General features: G+C 45.6%; 12 protein-coding genes. 3 read left to right on the forward strand and 9 right to left on the reverse strand.

What is annotated here, in order from left to right:
- Positions 1 to 243 precede the first annotated feature (243 nt).
- The 4 genes from ACRRSX_RS03155 to ACRRSX_RS03170 form a co-directional block, all read right to left on the reverse strand.
- Positions 244 to 669: an NUDIX hydrolase gene (locus ACRRSX_RS03155; RefSeq protein WP_432454673.1), complete on the reverse strand. Its 426-nt coding sequence runs from the start codon at positions 667 to 669 to the stop codon at positions 244 to 246.
- Between the two features lie 320 nt (positions 670 to 989).
- Positions 990 to 1397, reverse strand: coding sequence for a cytidine deaminase (locus tag ACRRSX_RS03160; RefSeq protein WP_432454672.1), 408 nt, complete (start codon positions 1395 to 1397; stop codon positions 990 to 992).
- 973 nt (positions 1398 to 2370) lie between these two features.
- Complete coding sequence (locus ACRRSX_RS03165; protein ID WP_432454671.1) at positions 2371 to 2838, reverse strand: Fur family transcriptional regulator; 468 nt, start codon at positions 2836 to 2838, stop codon at positions 2371 to 2373.
- 28 nt (positions 2839 to 2866) lie between these two features.
- The gene (locus tag ACRRSX_RS03170) at positions 2867 to 3475 is read right to left on the reverse strand and encodes a DUF1826 domain-containing protein (protein ID WP_432454670.1); all 609 of its coding nucleotides are present in this window, start codon (positions 3473 to 3475) and stop codon (positions 2867 to 2869) included.
- A gap of 294 nt (positions 3476 to 3769) precedes the next feature.
- On the opposite strand from ACRRSX_RS03170, the gene ACRRSX_RS03175 reads away from it, so the two are divergent.
- Genes ACRRSX_RS03175 through ACRRSX_RS03185 form a run of 3 tightly spaced genes read left to right on the forward strand, consistent with a single transcriptional unit; the run spans position 3770 to position 6322 of the window.
- On the forward strand, positions 3770 to 4522 hold the full coding sequence (locus ACRRSX_RS03175) for a metal ABC transporter ATP-binding protein (protein ID WP_432454669.1): 753 nt from the start codon (positions 3770 to 3772) through the stop codon (positions 4520 to 4522).
- Positions 4515 to 5411: a metal ABC transporter permease gene (locus ACRRSX_RS03180; protein ID WP_432454668.1), complete on the forward strand. Its 897-nt coding sequence runs from the start codon at positions 4515 to 4517 to the stop codon at positions 5409 to 5411. The genes ACRRSX_RS03175 and ACRRSX_RS03180 overlap by 8 nt, the downstream gene beginning before the upstream one ends.
- Positions 5408 to 6322 carry a metal ABC transporter substrate-binding protein gene (locus tag ACRRSX_RS03185; protein WP_432454667.1) on the forward strand — a complete coding sequence of 305 codons (915 nt, stop codon included), beginning with the start codon at positions 5408 to 5410 and terminating at the stop codon, positions 6320 to 6322. Before ACRRSX_RS03180 ends, ACRRSX_RS03185 begins: the two co-directional genes overlap by 4 nt.
- 171 nt (positions 6323 to 6493) lie before the next feature.
- Here ACRRSX_RS03185 and ACRRSX_RS03190 read toward each other — a convergent pair whose 3' ends face one another.
- The 5 genes from ACRRSX_RS03190 to ACRRSX_RS03210 form a co-directional block, all read right to left on the reverse strand.
- Positions 6494 to 7450, reverse strand: coding sequence for a helix-turn-helix domain-containing protein (locus ACRRSX_RS03190; RefSeq protein ID WP_432454666.1), 957 nt, complete (start codon positions 7448 to 7450; stop codon positions 6494 to 6496).
- A gap of 191 nt (positions 7451 to 7641) precedes the next feature.
- The gene (locus tag ACRRSX_RS03195) at positions 7642 to 8394 is read right to left on the reverse strand and encodes a hypothetical protein (protein ID WP_432454665.1); all 753 of its coding nucleotides are present in this window, start codon (positions 8392 to 8394) and stop codon (positions 7642 to 7644) included.
- A 754-nt stretch (positions 8395 to 9148) separates the two neighbouring features.
- On the reverse strand, positions 9149 to 10270 hold the full coding sequence (locus ACRRSX_RS03200) for a DcaP family trimeric outer membrane transporter (protein WP_432454664.1): 1122 nt from the start codon (positions 10268 to 10270) through the stop codon (positions 9149 to 9151).
- A gap of 159 nt (positions 10271 to 10429) precedes the next feature.
- The gene (locus ACRRSX_RS03205) at positions 10430 to 11788 is read right to left on the reverse strand and encodes a serine hydrolase domain-containing protein (protein WP_432454663.1); all 1359 of its coding nucleotides are present in this window, start codon (positions 11786 to 11788) and stop codon (positions 10430 to 10432) included.
- 360 nt (positions 11789 to 12148) lie between these two features.
- Entirely contained in the window at positions 12149 to 13315 is a 1167-nt protein-coding gene (locus tag ACRRSX_RS03210; RefSeq protein WP_432454662.1) for an oligogalacturonate lyase family protein, read from the reverse strand.
- Between the last annotated feature and the right edge of the window lie 63 nt (positions 13316 to 13378).

A 13378-nucleotide genomic window follows, 5' to 3' on the forward strand; every position in this document is an offset into this window, starting at 1 on the left:
GTTATCGTAGTTCTGGGGATCAACGAATAGCCAACGGCTAACTGCAAGCGGTTTGGCTAAGGCATGCCTAGCCACTGCCGAAGCAATAAATAACACCCCTAGTTTAAATGTCCATCGTCACCTTTGTATTGACTAATCATTGGAATGGCTGTCTGGTTATTTTTCCGAGCACGCCCTGTGCAGAGCCATATGTAGGGTATTGGTAAGCTTAGATACCACTGGCTAGCCGATTAGGTGGATACGCTATCCTGTTTTAACTTTTAGTTGGCATAAAACTTTTTCTAATAGAAATGGTTGGATCTTTGGGTAGGTCAAGTTAGCTGGCATACGATTAAATGACTTTACTTCTGCAGTTTCAAAATCTAGTGAATCACCATAACTGTGAATTTCTGCGAAAAACAGCCCGCCAAAAGTAGTGGCGTCTTCAACGCTTACGGAGTAATTGCAGATTTCAAGAATAGAAAAATCTTTTGCCCCTGTTTCTTCTATAAGCTCTCGGCTTGCCGCCTCAAAAGCGGTTTCCCCGGTTTCAATATGTCCACCGGGGGCTTCCCAAGTATTCCTATTTTGATGCCTTACATAAACAAAACCATGCTGATCTTTCGCAATAATTACCGAAAATTTTAAGTCTACAGAGTTATCTAATTCGTGAAATTTAACTACCATCATTTGTCCGTTGGTTTAATGGCCGCCCTATGCGGTGGCTTTGTCGTTGATTGCTTTGTGGTAGTGTAGCGTTAAGCCGCAGAACGAGCGATGGAAAAGTCGCTCGCCGTATGGCAACTTTAAAAGACGGTTTTATTTGATAAAGAGCCCAATGCTGCTCACTCGTTCTATATCCGACCGGACTTAGCAATGGTGGCGCAAAATCAGAAGCCACCACTGGAATACTAAGGCTTGTATTTTAAACGTTTCAGAAAATGCCTTGTGCAGAGCCATATGTAGGGTTGCTGGTAAGCTTAGATACCACTGGCTAGCTGTTGATTGCTTCAATTATCAAGGATATTTCGCCAATAATAGGGTTGGACTTGCTCCAGTGTTTTGACTTGCCATTTTCGATTATCTTCTAAATTAGGGACCGCTATTTCTACAGTTTTACCCCACATAGCCAATCGCTCTTGGCAGGTTCCGCAAGGAGTAAGTATTATAAATTCATCTTCTGGCGTCGAACGAGATACACACACAGAAGCTGTAACTCGCAAATTTAAACGATTAGCCTCGCAATAGGCGCCAGTCTCATGACATAAATTTGCTATTTCATTTGGACAATCAAAACTAACGCTGGTTAATATCTTACCGTCTTCTGTATAAACAGCAGCTGCTCCCGCATAACCCGTTGGGAAACGTTCAAGGGCTTGTGTGATTGCGGCATCGACGAGTTTTTGATCTAGTTTCATAATTAATTACACTTAACGCCTTGTTTCGTGTCCGTTTGAGTCACTTAAGTAGGCCCTGTATGGGCATCAACCAATGAGGTGAAAGTCTTCTATAAGAAGCTCACCAATGAATAACTATTTTTTGATTAAACGCTAAGGGCTCGCGAATGGCAAGCGCATTACGGTGAGGGTATGTCTGAAGCAAGCCGGACGCCTTTTTACCTAAAGATTTATCTAAAGAGAGGGCGAGCTGATGAACAAAACATCATATGAGGCGTAGGCTGAAGGCTAGTTGGCACCAGACTTTGAGCTTCTGTGATCAACGACTCGTGTAAATGGTGCTGCCGTACAGAGACAGTGCATGTTCCTGTTTTTTGATGAAGAGTGAGGGGCTTGCGCCGCCTACTCGTTCTGTGTCCGACCGGACTTAGCAATGGTGGCGCGAAATCAGAAGCCACCACTGGAATACCAAGGCTTGTATTTTAAACGTTTCAGAACACGCCCTGTGCAGAGCCACATGTAGGGTGTTGTGGGGGCTGGAGGATAGACACCTTCGACTACCCGATTGAGTGCATGCTCTATCTACAGACAGTCACTGTAGATAGAGCATGCACCGAAAATTGTTAAAAACCAACTTGAAGGTAGAGCAAGAAGAAAGTAGATGATGCTTAAAGGTCTGCTACTTTTTAGGAACTGTAAAGCCGTTGCACCTATGAATGAGAAAAGAGCTAATACGCTATAGGCAATAAAAGCTGATCTAAAGTTGAAGCCATATGCGAACGGCAACCAAGTAATAATTGGCAGAAATGGCGCGACCACAACAACTAAATACAATCCTAGCTTCTTGTTACTTGGCTAAAAGTGGTTAAAGATTATGGCCATGGTTTTAACGCGATGCTTGGCCGCGAACAAAGCCATGATGCAAGCCGAAGCTTAGCCTGCTCTGCGAGATCGGGGAGCTCTTTCTAAACAACTTGAAGGTCGATATGGCTTACTAGACTTGACTCGATTTGCAATTGTCGCAAATACATTCAAGCTCGAGCTGAGGGCTAAGAAGATGGTAGCCAACATCTTTTGCGCGAAGCCCTATTTCGTCGATTAGATGCTGGGGAATGGTGATTTCTTTCACCTGTTGGCATTCTCGACAGATCAGAAACTGGGAAATTTGATGGTGACATTGGTCGTGAATATGCGAGCAGGCAACAAATTTGTTTTGCGAACCTAGTTTATGAACTAACTGATGTTGCTCGAGAAATTCAAGGATCCGATATACCGACATGGGCAGCATAGACTGCTCGGTTTGTTGGTTATACAGATCGAGTATTTCGTAGGCCGACAGTGGCTTGTTGGCGTTTAGCAATACCCTAAGGATCTGCTCTCGTTTTACGGTTAAGCGAGCACCGGAGTCTTTGCATCGGCTTATCGCACAACTCACAATGGCTTCATTTTTTTGTTGCGTCATAGTGACCTTAAATTATCTGTAAACCAAGCTAACTCGCAAAATCTAAACTTAGTAATAAGCGAGGATAAAGCTCATTTGAGGTGGGCGAGCGGTGGAACAAACCATGCTCGCTATCGTCCTCCCAACCTTGTCCTTTTAGCAGTGCAACGGCAAACAAAGGAATATTATGAACCGCAGGTGCTTCTGTTGGACTGCTTGAGCCGTTACGGCTTGCTAAATCACGGTATTCTGTGCCTGCACCTAGGTAGCTGACCAGTAACCGACATGGTACCTGATCGCAATGAAATTTAGGACACATGCTTTGCTCAAGTTTGACCAAACGCAAACCGATATGCTCCAGTTCGAACAAACAGCTGAACATGTCGCAGATGAGCACCAGATCTTCAATCAGAGCTGCACGTCCTGGCCCCGCAGGTAACTTCTGGCTCATATAGTCCGACACTTCGCCAACGCTTAGGCGGGCAGTGATCCCCCGAAACATGCTGTGACTGGCAACCAGCGTTTGTGCATAGTCGAGAATGTCTGAGTCGGTATCGCGCAGCCACACCGTAAGTTCGCGTTTGCTGTCATAGATTTCGGTTAATACCTCGGGGGTGTTTGCTTTACTGGTCAGCGTGTCGCTGATTTGCGCATTCATTGTTTCAAGCCCGCTTTCGATTGCCGTTCAAGATCTAGGCAATGCTGGAAGCCAAGCCCATGGGTGATTGGTTGTATGTGGATGATTGGTTTTTTGGCAAACGTGGGATAGTTAAATATCAAGGCTTCATCCTCTTTACTTTATGATTGATTGAATGATATGTTACATCGTAACATTATGTAAAGAGATGGTGAAGTCATGCATTTTTATTTTCACGGTATTATTACTCGGCTATTCCCTTTTGTCTTGCTGGCGATTGGCCTGAGCGTATTGACTTACTGGGTCGCTTAAAGCATGCAAGCAATCATTTCTATGGATCATTTAAGCATTGGTTATCAACCACATCAGCCGATTGTGAGCGACTTAAATGCTGCTATTCCAAACAATGGCATGTTGGCATTGGTTGGCTCTAATGGCGCAGGAAAGTCTACTTTGCTTAAAACGTTATTGGGGCTGATTAAGCCCTTGAGCGGTCACTTGAGTTATCAGATTAATCCACGACAAGACATCGCATATTTGCCGCAGCATTTAAGTGTAGAACGGAGCTTTCCGATCGACCTTAAGGCCTTTGTGAGTACTGGCTTGTGGTCTGAAACAGGTTGGTGGCGTTCGATGCGGCCTTACCAGCAACAGGTGCAACAAGCACTGGCACAGGTGGGCATTGAAGATTTAGCCACCAGGTTACTAAGTGAGTTGTCGGGTGGCCAGCTGCAGCGAGCTTTATTTGCTCGCATGTTATTGCAGCGCAGTAAGCTGTTACTTCTCGACGAACCCTTTAATGGCGTAGATGAACCTACGGTTGAAGTGCTACTTCATCAGCTTAAATGCTGTCAGCAAAATGGTGCCACAATCGTGGCTGCAGTGCATGATCTTGAGTTGGTGAAGCAGCACTTTGAACACTGTTTGTTGTTTGATGCTGGTGGCATTACGCAAGGTCGTAGCCTGCAATTATTCAGTTCAAGTTGCTCTGGGCAGGCGGATCATCCGCTGCAGGAGTTAGCAGGGTTTACGCCTAACCAGCCATTATCGGGAGCAGAGTATGCTTGAGTTGAGCGAGATACTTTTTGCCCCGTTTATTGACTATCAATTTATGAGCAGAGCGCTGTTAGGTTGTGCAACATTATCGCTGGGCTCTGCGCCGATCGGGGTATTTTTGATGTTGCGTCGTTTGAGTTTAACTGGCGACGCTATGGCTCATGCAATCCTGCCTGGTGCTGCCTTGGCTTATTTAATGTGCGGGCTTTCCGTGTTAGCCATGACCATTGGCGGTTTAATTGCGGGTTTGCTGGTGGCCATGTTAGCTGGCGCAACCGCGCTTAAAACCAATAGCAGTGAAGACAGCACCTTAGCCGCCTATTATTTAGGCTCGTTGGCCTTAGGGGTACTGTTAATTTCAGCCAAAGGTAGCAGCATCGACCTGCTGCATGTGCTGTTTGGCACCGCGCTAGCATTAGACAATACCGCGTTAACGCTACTTTTACTGATCTGTTTGTGCAGCCTGCTCATCCTCACTCTTATCTATCGGCCACTGGTTCTCGAATCATTAAACCATGACTACCTGGATGGCTTTGGCAAGAGCGGAAAAATTGCACATTTGGCATTTATGTTTTTGGTGGTTGCGAATCTGGTCGCTGGTTTTCATGCCCTTGGAACATTAATGGCAGTCGGTTTAATGATTTTGCCTGCCTGTATCGCGCGATTTTGGACCCGTAAGCTCGAACCCATGTTGTTACTGTCGATAGCACTGAGTATCAGCGCTTGCTGGGCTGGCTTATTGTTTTCCTATTATTTTGGCTTTGCCACGAGCCCTAGCATTGTTCTTTTACTCACCGTTGGCTATTTGCTTTCGGTAATTTTTAGTCCACAAAATGGTTTGTTGATGCGTCATCAATGCAAGCAAACCCCTGCCCATCAACATAAGGATATGCAGTTATGATTCAGAGATACCTTGTCACCGTATTCATTTATTTTTCTATATTTATACCGACCTTAAGTATTGCCGACCCAGTGAAGGTGGTGACTAGCTTTAGTGTGTTGCAAGATCTTGTTCAGCAAGTTGGAGGTGAGCAAATACAACTCACGAACCTTGTGGGTGCCAACGGTGATGCCCATGTCTATCAACCGTCGCCTGCAGATGCGCAAGCCGTTGCAGAGGCCGATTTATTGGTCGTGAATGGTTTAGGCTTTGAGGGATGGATGGATCGTTTGGTTGGATCTTCAGGATTTCATGGACTAAAAGTCACCGCATCGGATGGCATTCATGTGATTCACCTTGAGCATCATCAAGATGGAGACAGTGAGCACCAAGAGCATCACCATGGAGACTTCGACCCCCATGCTTGGCATAGCGTGGTGAATGTGCGTACTTATGTAGAAAATATTCGTCATGCTTTAGTGACCGTGGCACCGCAGCATGAGGCTTATTTTAAGCAAAACGCTGCACTTTATCTAAAGCAACTGACTCGATTGCAAACTGAGCTTAAGGCGCAAATGTCGCAGATCCCAGAAGATCAACGTCAGGTGATTACTTCACACGATGCTTTCGGCTATTTGGCTCGAGATTATGGCTTTCACTTTACTGCACCGCAAGGCATGAGCACCGAGTCGGAAGCTTCAGCGGCTGAGGTTGTCGCTATTATTAAACAAATTCGTCAACAACATATCAAAGCGGTATTTGTCGAAAATATTTCAGATCCTCGTTTAATCAAACAGATCGCACGCGAGACTGGCGTGAAGATTGGTGGCGAATTGTATTCGGATGCTTTATCCGCAAAAGATCAACCCGCCGCAAGTTACATTTCGATGATGAAATATAATGTAAGCACCTTGGTGAATGCGCTTCGCTAGTGATGGTAAGTGGTTTGAATTATGAGTCATATTTGATACTTAAGTCCTGAATGAAGCATTTGTGTTTGAGTCTCTTTAATCAAAACTTGGGTATGGCGCATTTAGGTGCATCTATCTTGATTCTGTTGGGCTAGTGCGGTCAGCGAATTGAGCACTTGCCTTAGGGGAGGCCTATTTTGCGCAGAGCCTTTGGTATTGGGAGGGCGTTTGTTTAAGCCATCCTTTAAAGGCTCGGTTAAAGTTTGACAGGTCGTTATAGCCGCATAACCAAGCCGTTTCAAAGGGGGATACGCCTTCACGCAACAGTGTTTTGGCGCGAGTGCATCGCGCCTCATCTCTTAATCGACGAAAAGTTAAACCCAGTTCGGTGAAATGTCTTTGCAAAGTTCGTGGTGAGCTGCCAATAAGCAGAGCTAACCATTCAACATTAAACCACGGTAATACAGCATAGGTATGAATCAAAGCATCCAGCGTTTGCAGCCAATGGGATTGTCTCGCTTGTAACTCAACGGGTGTGAAGTTATCCGGTAACGGAATTTCTAAGGCGCCAAAGGGATAACTAAAGGTGAAAGACGTCGCGCGAAAAGAGGCCGGAAGATTACTTGCCAAATGACTTGAGATACTCATAAAAACTGAGGCGGGCTGCCAGTCTTTCCCACAATAGATTCGGCACAAAGAAAGTAAAGCGAAAGCGCGAAACCATTCGGTTTGGTCATAGCCCAAAGCCGATGGGTGGTATGCCCCGCGATGACATAAAAACCATTTACCATCGATTTTTTCTGGCCAAATCACCACATGGTTATTTAAGGTGGGCATCAATTCGATTAAGCGCTGAACAGCTTGTTCTAAACGCTGACACTTGCTTATTTCTAAGTGTAGATTGGGGGAAATTTGTTCTAAGGTAATTAGGCGCCCAACTTCCAGACCAACGCGTTGGTTGGTATTTTGCATCATGGTATTGATAAATCCCATTGCTTGATGGCTTGGGATCCAAGATCCGCTTTGGCTCATATCGTCAGGAAAACGATAGCGTTGGGCTACGCTTTTCCATTCTATGCCCTTGCGCTCAAAGTAATCGATAAAGGGAAGCAGGTTATTCAAATTGGTAATATTGATGTTATTTGGCATTCCTTGCTCTCTGATGATATTCCTTATGACCAAGGTTTATCTTATAGGATATAGACTAGAGAGCAATATATGCAGTTCAGGTGCTTTTTAAGGGCGTTAATTCTATCGTGAATATCGATGTTTGATGTCGCTCTGCAGCGTTAGCGGATTGTTTGACTAAAAGCTATCCCTGCTTTTAATCCGCCAATGCCTTAGAAGTACACTTTGTAAAAGGCCCAAGCAACCGTGTCATTAATCTCAATTTTTTGATTGCTCGACTTCATATTGCCAGAGCTATGTTCAATTTTGAATTGTCCCCAGCGTTTACCATCGCTCGACAGTGGGGTTCCTAGAGTTATTGATGTTTTTAAGCTTGAAGTGGTAATGTCGCCGTCCATATAAGTATATTCAGGAGAGAACATTAAGTAAGTGCCGTCTGCACCAGGCTTCCAAGAGAAATAAGCAGCAGCCATACCCCCGAGGATATTATTATCAGTTTCTCCCATCATCGCGGCAAAGTCTTGATCATATTCACCGGCTAAAACCCCGACGCGACCAAAAATGGTGAGATTTTTTACATTTGGTTTAAACATTGCCACCGCGCCTACAGCTAGGGTTGTAAAGTTTTGGTTGTCGATTAAATCCAGTGAGGCTGCTGCGGTTGGTACCAAGGTGTTTCCCACATTAAATACATGGAAATACTGTAGTCGGCTATCATTATAATTTCCGTCTCGATCCATGCTCCCTTCAAGCGTTCCCATTGCCATCTGGCCATTTTTAAGGCCAAAGCCTACTGAACCTGATAGTTTCACATCTCCCTGATTACTCATTCCTATGTAGGCAGAGGTATTCACGGCTGTAAGGTTGGAAGGGTCAACTTTATCTTTAGATTCAGCTGCGTGACTGAGGCCAATGCTCGAACATAGTAAAGTGCTGGTTAAGATGGTTTTAGTGAAGTTGTTCATATTTGTGCTCCTGTGTTTATCTTGAGCACACTATAAACATTGGCGATTTATCGATATAGGTCACTTTGCGCCAGATATGTGTTGCTGGGACTGAGAGGCTATTCGGCGCATCAAGCTGGCAGCATGAATGGTTATTTTTGGAGCGGGCTGCACGATGAGTCGCCAAGGCATCGATACTGATGAGCTCTGTCAAGCGCACTGGATAAGCTTTGGTCTCATTACTCGTGCCGCACTTCGAATGTTCGATCTCTGGTTCTAAGTGGGCCATCAAATGTAGTTATTTGAATTCAATTTTGGTTTGCCTTGGGTGGAAAAGGCTTGGGTTTAAATCAAGAGTGATCGCAAACAAGGCCATCAAGTTTGGCTAAATTGCATCGAGAACTGAGCATAAAGCCTGTTATTCACTTGAGTTTTAATTTGTTTTGATTACTCACTCGTTTCTGATTTGCCAGTCTACGATTGGCCTTGTGGAAGGCTCTGTCTCTTTGTTATCTATGGGACAGTGCCTTATCAGCTATGAGTTGCTATTCAAGGTATTTTTGTAGGTATATTTCGAGTGTCGATCGTAGGAGTTAGGGCTTGCTTAGACCGCTCAAGTGGTTTAAACGTTATGGGTGAGGTGTGAGCCCTTTCGCTCATGGGGGGATGAAGGATGCGGTTTGAATCGGTGTTTTACTTCATTTATCGCTATGGTTTCGTGTTGCCGATATCAATCACTTTCGGCAACAAGCTTACCCAAGCAAGGTCGGCGCGGTTAGTATTTCCATTCCATGCCTAACATCACACGGTGATTATCACGCGTGCCTGTAATGTTTCGCTCATATTGTGAGTAATTATATTCAAGCCCCAACATGAGGTCTGGTTTAATATTCCAGAGCAAGTTGAGTAGACCATACTGGCTGGAGGTAAAGGTATCGACGGTCGATGTATCTTGCCAATCGAGCGCGCGACTGGCGACTCTTCCATAAGCCAGTACTGACTTGAGATCGGGACGCCAATAGCGTGTATAAGAGGCCATAACACTATGAGTGGTTCGTAAGTCTAGTGTTTTCTCGGCTGAGTTCCAACTGCTGCCTGTGTTCGACAGACCTAACAGGTAGCGGTCGGTGCCTTGCCCTGTGTAGGCGAGTAATGAAACTTGGTCTCTGGGTGTGGGGGACCAACCTCCGGAAAGTTGAACGCCATAGCCTAACTTGCTAAATTCTGTTTGTTCGCTCGCCAGACGAACCTCAGTGAATGCACTACTTGCTCTGAGCCAACCATGCTGATGTGTCCATTCCAGCCCGATGATTAAATCGGGTGATGAGCCGCTGTTGTCTATCGCATCTTCGCTGCTATTTTGGATATCACTATTGGTGCCATTTTCAAGGGCAAGATCATATTTAAATGCCCTCTGGGTTTGCGACCAACGAACCATGGTTTGGCGTTTAAAGACCACGCCACTGAGGGTGGGCTCGGCTAACGAGAGCGGGTAGTTACGCATGTCCATAAAGGTTGACCAAGTTTGACCAGCCAAAATCTGACTATTGTGCCATTGCCAGCTCAGATAGGCCTCACGTAGTCGCGGTGACATACTGGCATCATTGTTCGCATTAAAGTCCATGGCCAGTAATGACTGAAGGTGGCTGCCGTCGCGAAAAGATTTGACAGCCGCGAACTTAAATTGTGATAGAGACGCATCTAACTTGGTATCGCTGTGATGACTTTTTCCATACAAACTGTTGGCGGGAATATTAATACCGACACCCGCGGCGTCACTATCATGAGTGATGATGGTTTTTATTGAGCCGCCAAACTGATAATCAATGTCAGAGGCAAGGCAAGGGGTGCTTGCCAATATCAAACCATAAGCGAGGGGAATTAGTTTGGTTTTCATATGAAATCACTTGAATGATTGAACAATACTTAAGCAAGACCGCCGTGCTCCACCAGCTCAGTCAAAAAGAAGTGCTACTCCTCAACACAGGAGCGTGTATAACGAGGAATAACACTGAAACTAATTTGGCGGTTTCTCAATGAAACCGCCATCCGAACTCTAATGACCAGCAAGTACTTTAGCGGCGGAACGCATCAGCGCAGGTGCTTTATTTTCACCAAAACCAGAGTGGTAAGGGTTGGTTGAGAACACGACACCGACAAAATCACGGTCTGGATCGACATAGATGAACTGCCCTAAGTTACCGCTTTTAGACATCGCGCCATCTTCGAAGATATAATCGAACTGATATGAGTTGTAAGATGCCTTTTCATTAAATGCATGTAATGAGCTAGCTTCTTTAGTGGTTCCGGCAAATGCAGTTTTATCGCCATTGTTATGGATCCGGTCGAGCATTGCTTGCGAAACGATGGGTTCGTCTGTGACCGCGCTCCAGCTTGGCGTAAATAGGGTTCCCCAGCGAGCCATATCTTCCAGCGTTGTGGACACCAAACCAACGGCGATAGCCATACCATCAGGTGTTTGGTTAATCAGCATGGGCTGGCGTGCATTCACTTTCGACCAGACCCGGTCTTCGAACACTTTTGCCCATGTGGTGCCTTCGATATTCTCGATCATCTGGGTAAGAACAATGGTATTCATGGATGCATAACGGAACTGCTTACCGGGGGCATCCCCTTCAATTTTTTTGGTATCTCGAGCGACATCTATCCAGCTTTCATGTTGACCCGTTGAGAAACGTGGAGAGCCAAATGCAGAGGCAAAGAAACGCACCACGGGTGAGTCTGGATTCATGATGGATGCTTCGGTCTCTTCATTGTCTAAACCTGTTGCATGATTCAGCGCGTTGAGCACTGTCACTTGATCCCATACTGTGCCTTTTAGCTCGGGGACATACTCCGTGATGATTTTGTTGTGATCGATTTTCCCTTCTTCGGCGAGCATCGCGACCACGGTCCCAACGGTGGTTTTGGCTGCCGATGCCCAAATGTGTCGGTCCGTTGGTTTCATGCCTGGGTATGCTTCATAGACAATTTTACCCTTGTGGATCAACATAAATCCTTGGGTACGGAATTTAGGGTCTGCAAGGTAGTCTTGCATAGTCATTTCACCCTTGCTTTCGGTATGTACGGTCAGCTGAGCCAGTTCGGGATGGAGCTCTTTAATCAGAGGTTTGTAATGCTCACTGGGAGATGCAACAGCAGTAGGCATGAATTCGCTCATATGCATGTTGTAGTATAAGGCGTGGTCGCCCCCCATTTGCCAGTGGAAGTTGTTAAACTGAGCTCGCGCAGAGTCTACAAATTCATTTGAAAAGGATTGTGGGGCAGCTTGTACCGGTAAAGTCACTTGTGCGCCCTCGGCTTTTAAGGCCGCTGTAACGGGGTTTTCATCAGCTTGTACGACACCGCTAAGAGCAAGAGAAGATAAGATTAAGGCGATTGGTTTAAGTTTCATGATGTTGTCTCCTGTGTTTGTGTGGGACTAATATACGAAACAGCCAATCCGGTTTATAGGTCACTTTACGCCAAGTTGCCGATCCTTAAGCCAATTATTAGCGACAGGCTTTGATAGCCGCTTAGTGGCTAATAGGGGGTAGGTGCGGTTAAAGCATGTTAGGGCTTGCCAATTGTTGCTATTAAGGCGCAGGCCTTCAGCGCTATTAGGTTTAACTATGAGCGGATGTTTGATTTGCTAAGTTTGATTAAGCGTATGGACAGATTGCTGTAGGCCTTATGGCCCCGTTTGCTGGCCGCGATGAAACAAAAAAGCCCCCGCGAAGCGGAGGCTTGTTGAATTAAACGGCGAAGCGCTTAATTAGGCTTTAAACTGTTCTGGAAGTTCTGCGATGTAAACCGCTGGAACACCTTCAAAATCACTGGTAAATAATACCCCGTCATCATTTGGCGTAAATGATGGGTGAGGGTGAGTGATTTGACGGTCGCCGCCTAATACTTCCCAAGAGGAGTTGTGCTTGGCCAACTTCTTAAAGCTCTTGTTTTTGGTGTTCATCACGTACAAGAAGGGGTCGTTCTCGATGTCATAGCTGTCGCCATCGGCAACATCTACTGGTGCATCACAACCGTCACCAACCATCAGTGAGCCATCGAAGTTGCTCATTAGGTGTGAACAAGGTGGCATCACCATTACTTCTTCATTTTCTAAGGTCTCAGGGTTCGCTTGGTAGATCACCCGGTCGGTTTGTCCTTTGAAGTAAGACACGTAGCCCATGGCGCTGCCATCGGGATACCAGAATTCATGGGTACAAGACTCGCCTTCCGCGTGTTCTTTCACTTTACGAACGTTACTGCCGTCTTCATTAACTAACCACATGCGTGCGTCAACAACGTCGTGCGGACCTTCGTGGCAGAAGCCAATCGTTGAGTCATCGAACGGACGGTAGATAGGGTGACCTAACCATGCGTCGGCTTGGTGAACAACGCTCACATCACCGGTAGTAATGTCAACTTTAATCAGGCGACAAGTTGGATTGGTGAAATAGAAGTCGTGGAACATTTTCCAGTCGGTTAGGGGAGCCCAGCAGCTTTTCAGGATCTCAATTCCAACCAGCTTGGTACAATCGCTATTGGCAACCCAAGTGCCGTAGCCTTTCCATTTATCATCAACGGTGTAAACCACAGTTTCTTCTAGTGTTTCAAGGTCAACCTTCATTAGGTTAAGCTCGTTCTTCACATAGAACATTGCTTTATCGTCGTTGGAAACAAAGCCGCCAAAGGTATTATCGCCAGCACCTTCGGTTAATTGAGTTGCTTTTTGAGTCTCTAGATCCGCCAAGTAGTAGTTGCGATTACCATCAAAATCACCTGCAAATAACAGTTTTTTACCATCTTGAGTAAAGCACTTCTGGTAGAAGTAGTTACGATGACAGGTGATATCTTTAGGAGTTAATCGAGTCACTTTTACTTGGGTATCACTATCTAGAAAAGATTCAAACTCTAGTGTGACGACGTTGCCTTTAGCCATAAATATATCTCCGATAGAGTAAAGGCTGCACTCATACGATAGCAGCCAGTAAATGAAATCATA

Source organism: Agarivorans sp. QJM3NY_30 (genome assembly GCF_050870855.2).
Taxonomy (GTDB): domain Bacteria; phylum Pseudomonadota; class Gammaproteobacteria; order Enterobacterales; family Celerinatantimonadaceae; genus Agarivorans.

Excerpts from the sequence above, each read along its gene's own strand:
- ACRRSX_RS03155 (WP_432454673.1), bottom strand. The coding sequence starts at position 669 with ATGATGGTAGTTAAATTTCACGAATTAGATAACTCTGTAGACTTAAAA.
- ACRRSX_RS03160 (WP_432454672.1), bottom strand. The coding sequence starts at position 1,397 with ATGAAACTAGATCAAAAACTCGTCGATGCCGCAATCACACAAGCCCTT.
- ACRRSX_RS03165 (WP_432454671.1), bottom strand. The coding sequence starts at position 2,838 with ATGACGCAACAAAAAAATGAAGCCATTGTGAGTTGTGCGATAAGCCGA.
- ACRRSX_RS03170 (WP_432454670.1), bottom strand. The coding sequence starts at position 3,475 with ATGAATGCGCAAATCAGCGACACGCTGACCAGTAAAGCAAACACCCCC.
- ACRRSX_RS03175 (WP_432454669.1), top strand. The coding sequence starts at position 3,770 with ATGCAAGCAATCATTTCTATGGATCATTTAAGCATTGGTTATCAACCA.
- ACRRSX_RS03180 (WP_432454668.1), top strand. The coding sequence starts at position 4,515 with ATGCTTGAGTTGAGCGAGATACTTTTTGCCCCGTTTATTGACTATCAA.
- ACRRSX_RS03185 (WP_432454667.1), top strand. The coding sequence starts at position 5,408 with ATGATTCAGAGATACCTTGTCACCGTATTCATTTATTTTTCTATATTT.
- ACRRSX_RS03190 (WP_432454666.1), bottom strand. The coding sequence starts at position 7,450 with ATGCCAAATAACATCAATATTACCAATTTGAATAACCTGCTTCCCTTT.
- ACRRSX_RS03195 (WP_432454665.1), bottom strand. The coding sequence starts at position 8,394 with ATGAACAACTTCACTAAAACCATCTTAACCAGCACTTTACTATGTTCG.
- ACRRSX_RS03200 (WP_432454664.1), bottom strand. The coding sequence starts at position 10,270 with ATGAAAACCAAACTAATTCCCCTCGCTTATGGTTTGATATTGGCAAGC.
- ACRRSX_RS03205 (WP_432454663.1), bottom strand. The coding sequence starts at position 11,788 with ATGAAACTTAAACCAATCGCCTTAATCTTATCTTCTCTTGCTCTTAGC.
- ACRRSX_RS03210 (WP_432454662.1), bottom strand. The coding sequence starts at position 13,315 with ATGGCTAAAGGCAACGTCGTCACACTAGAGTTTGAATCTTTTCTAGAT.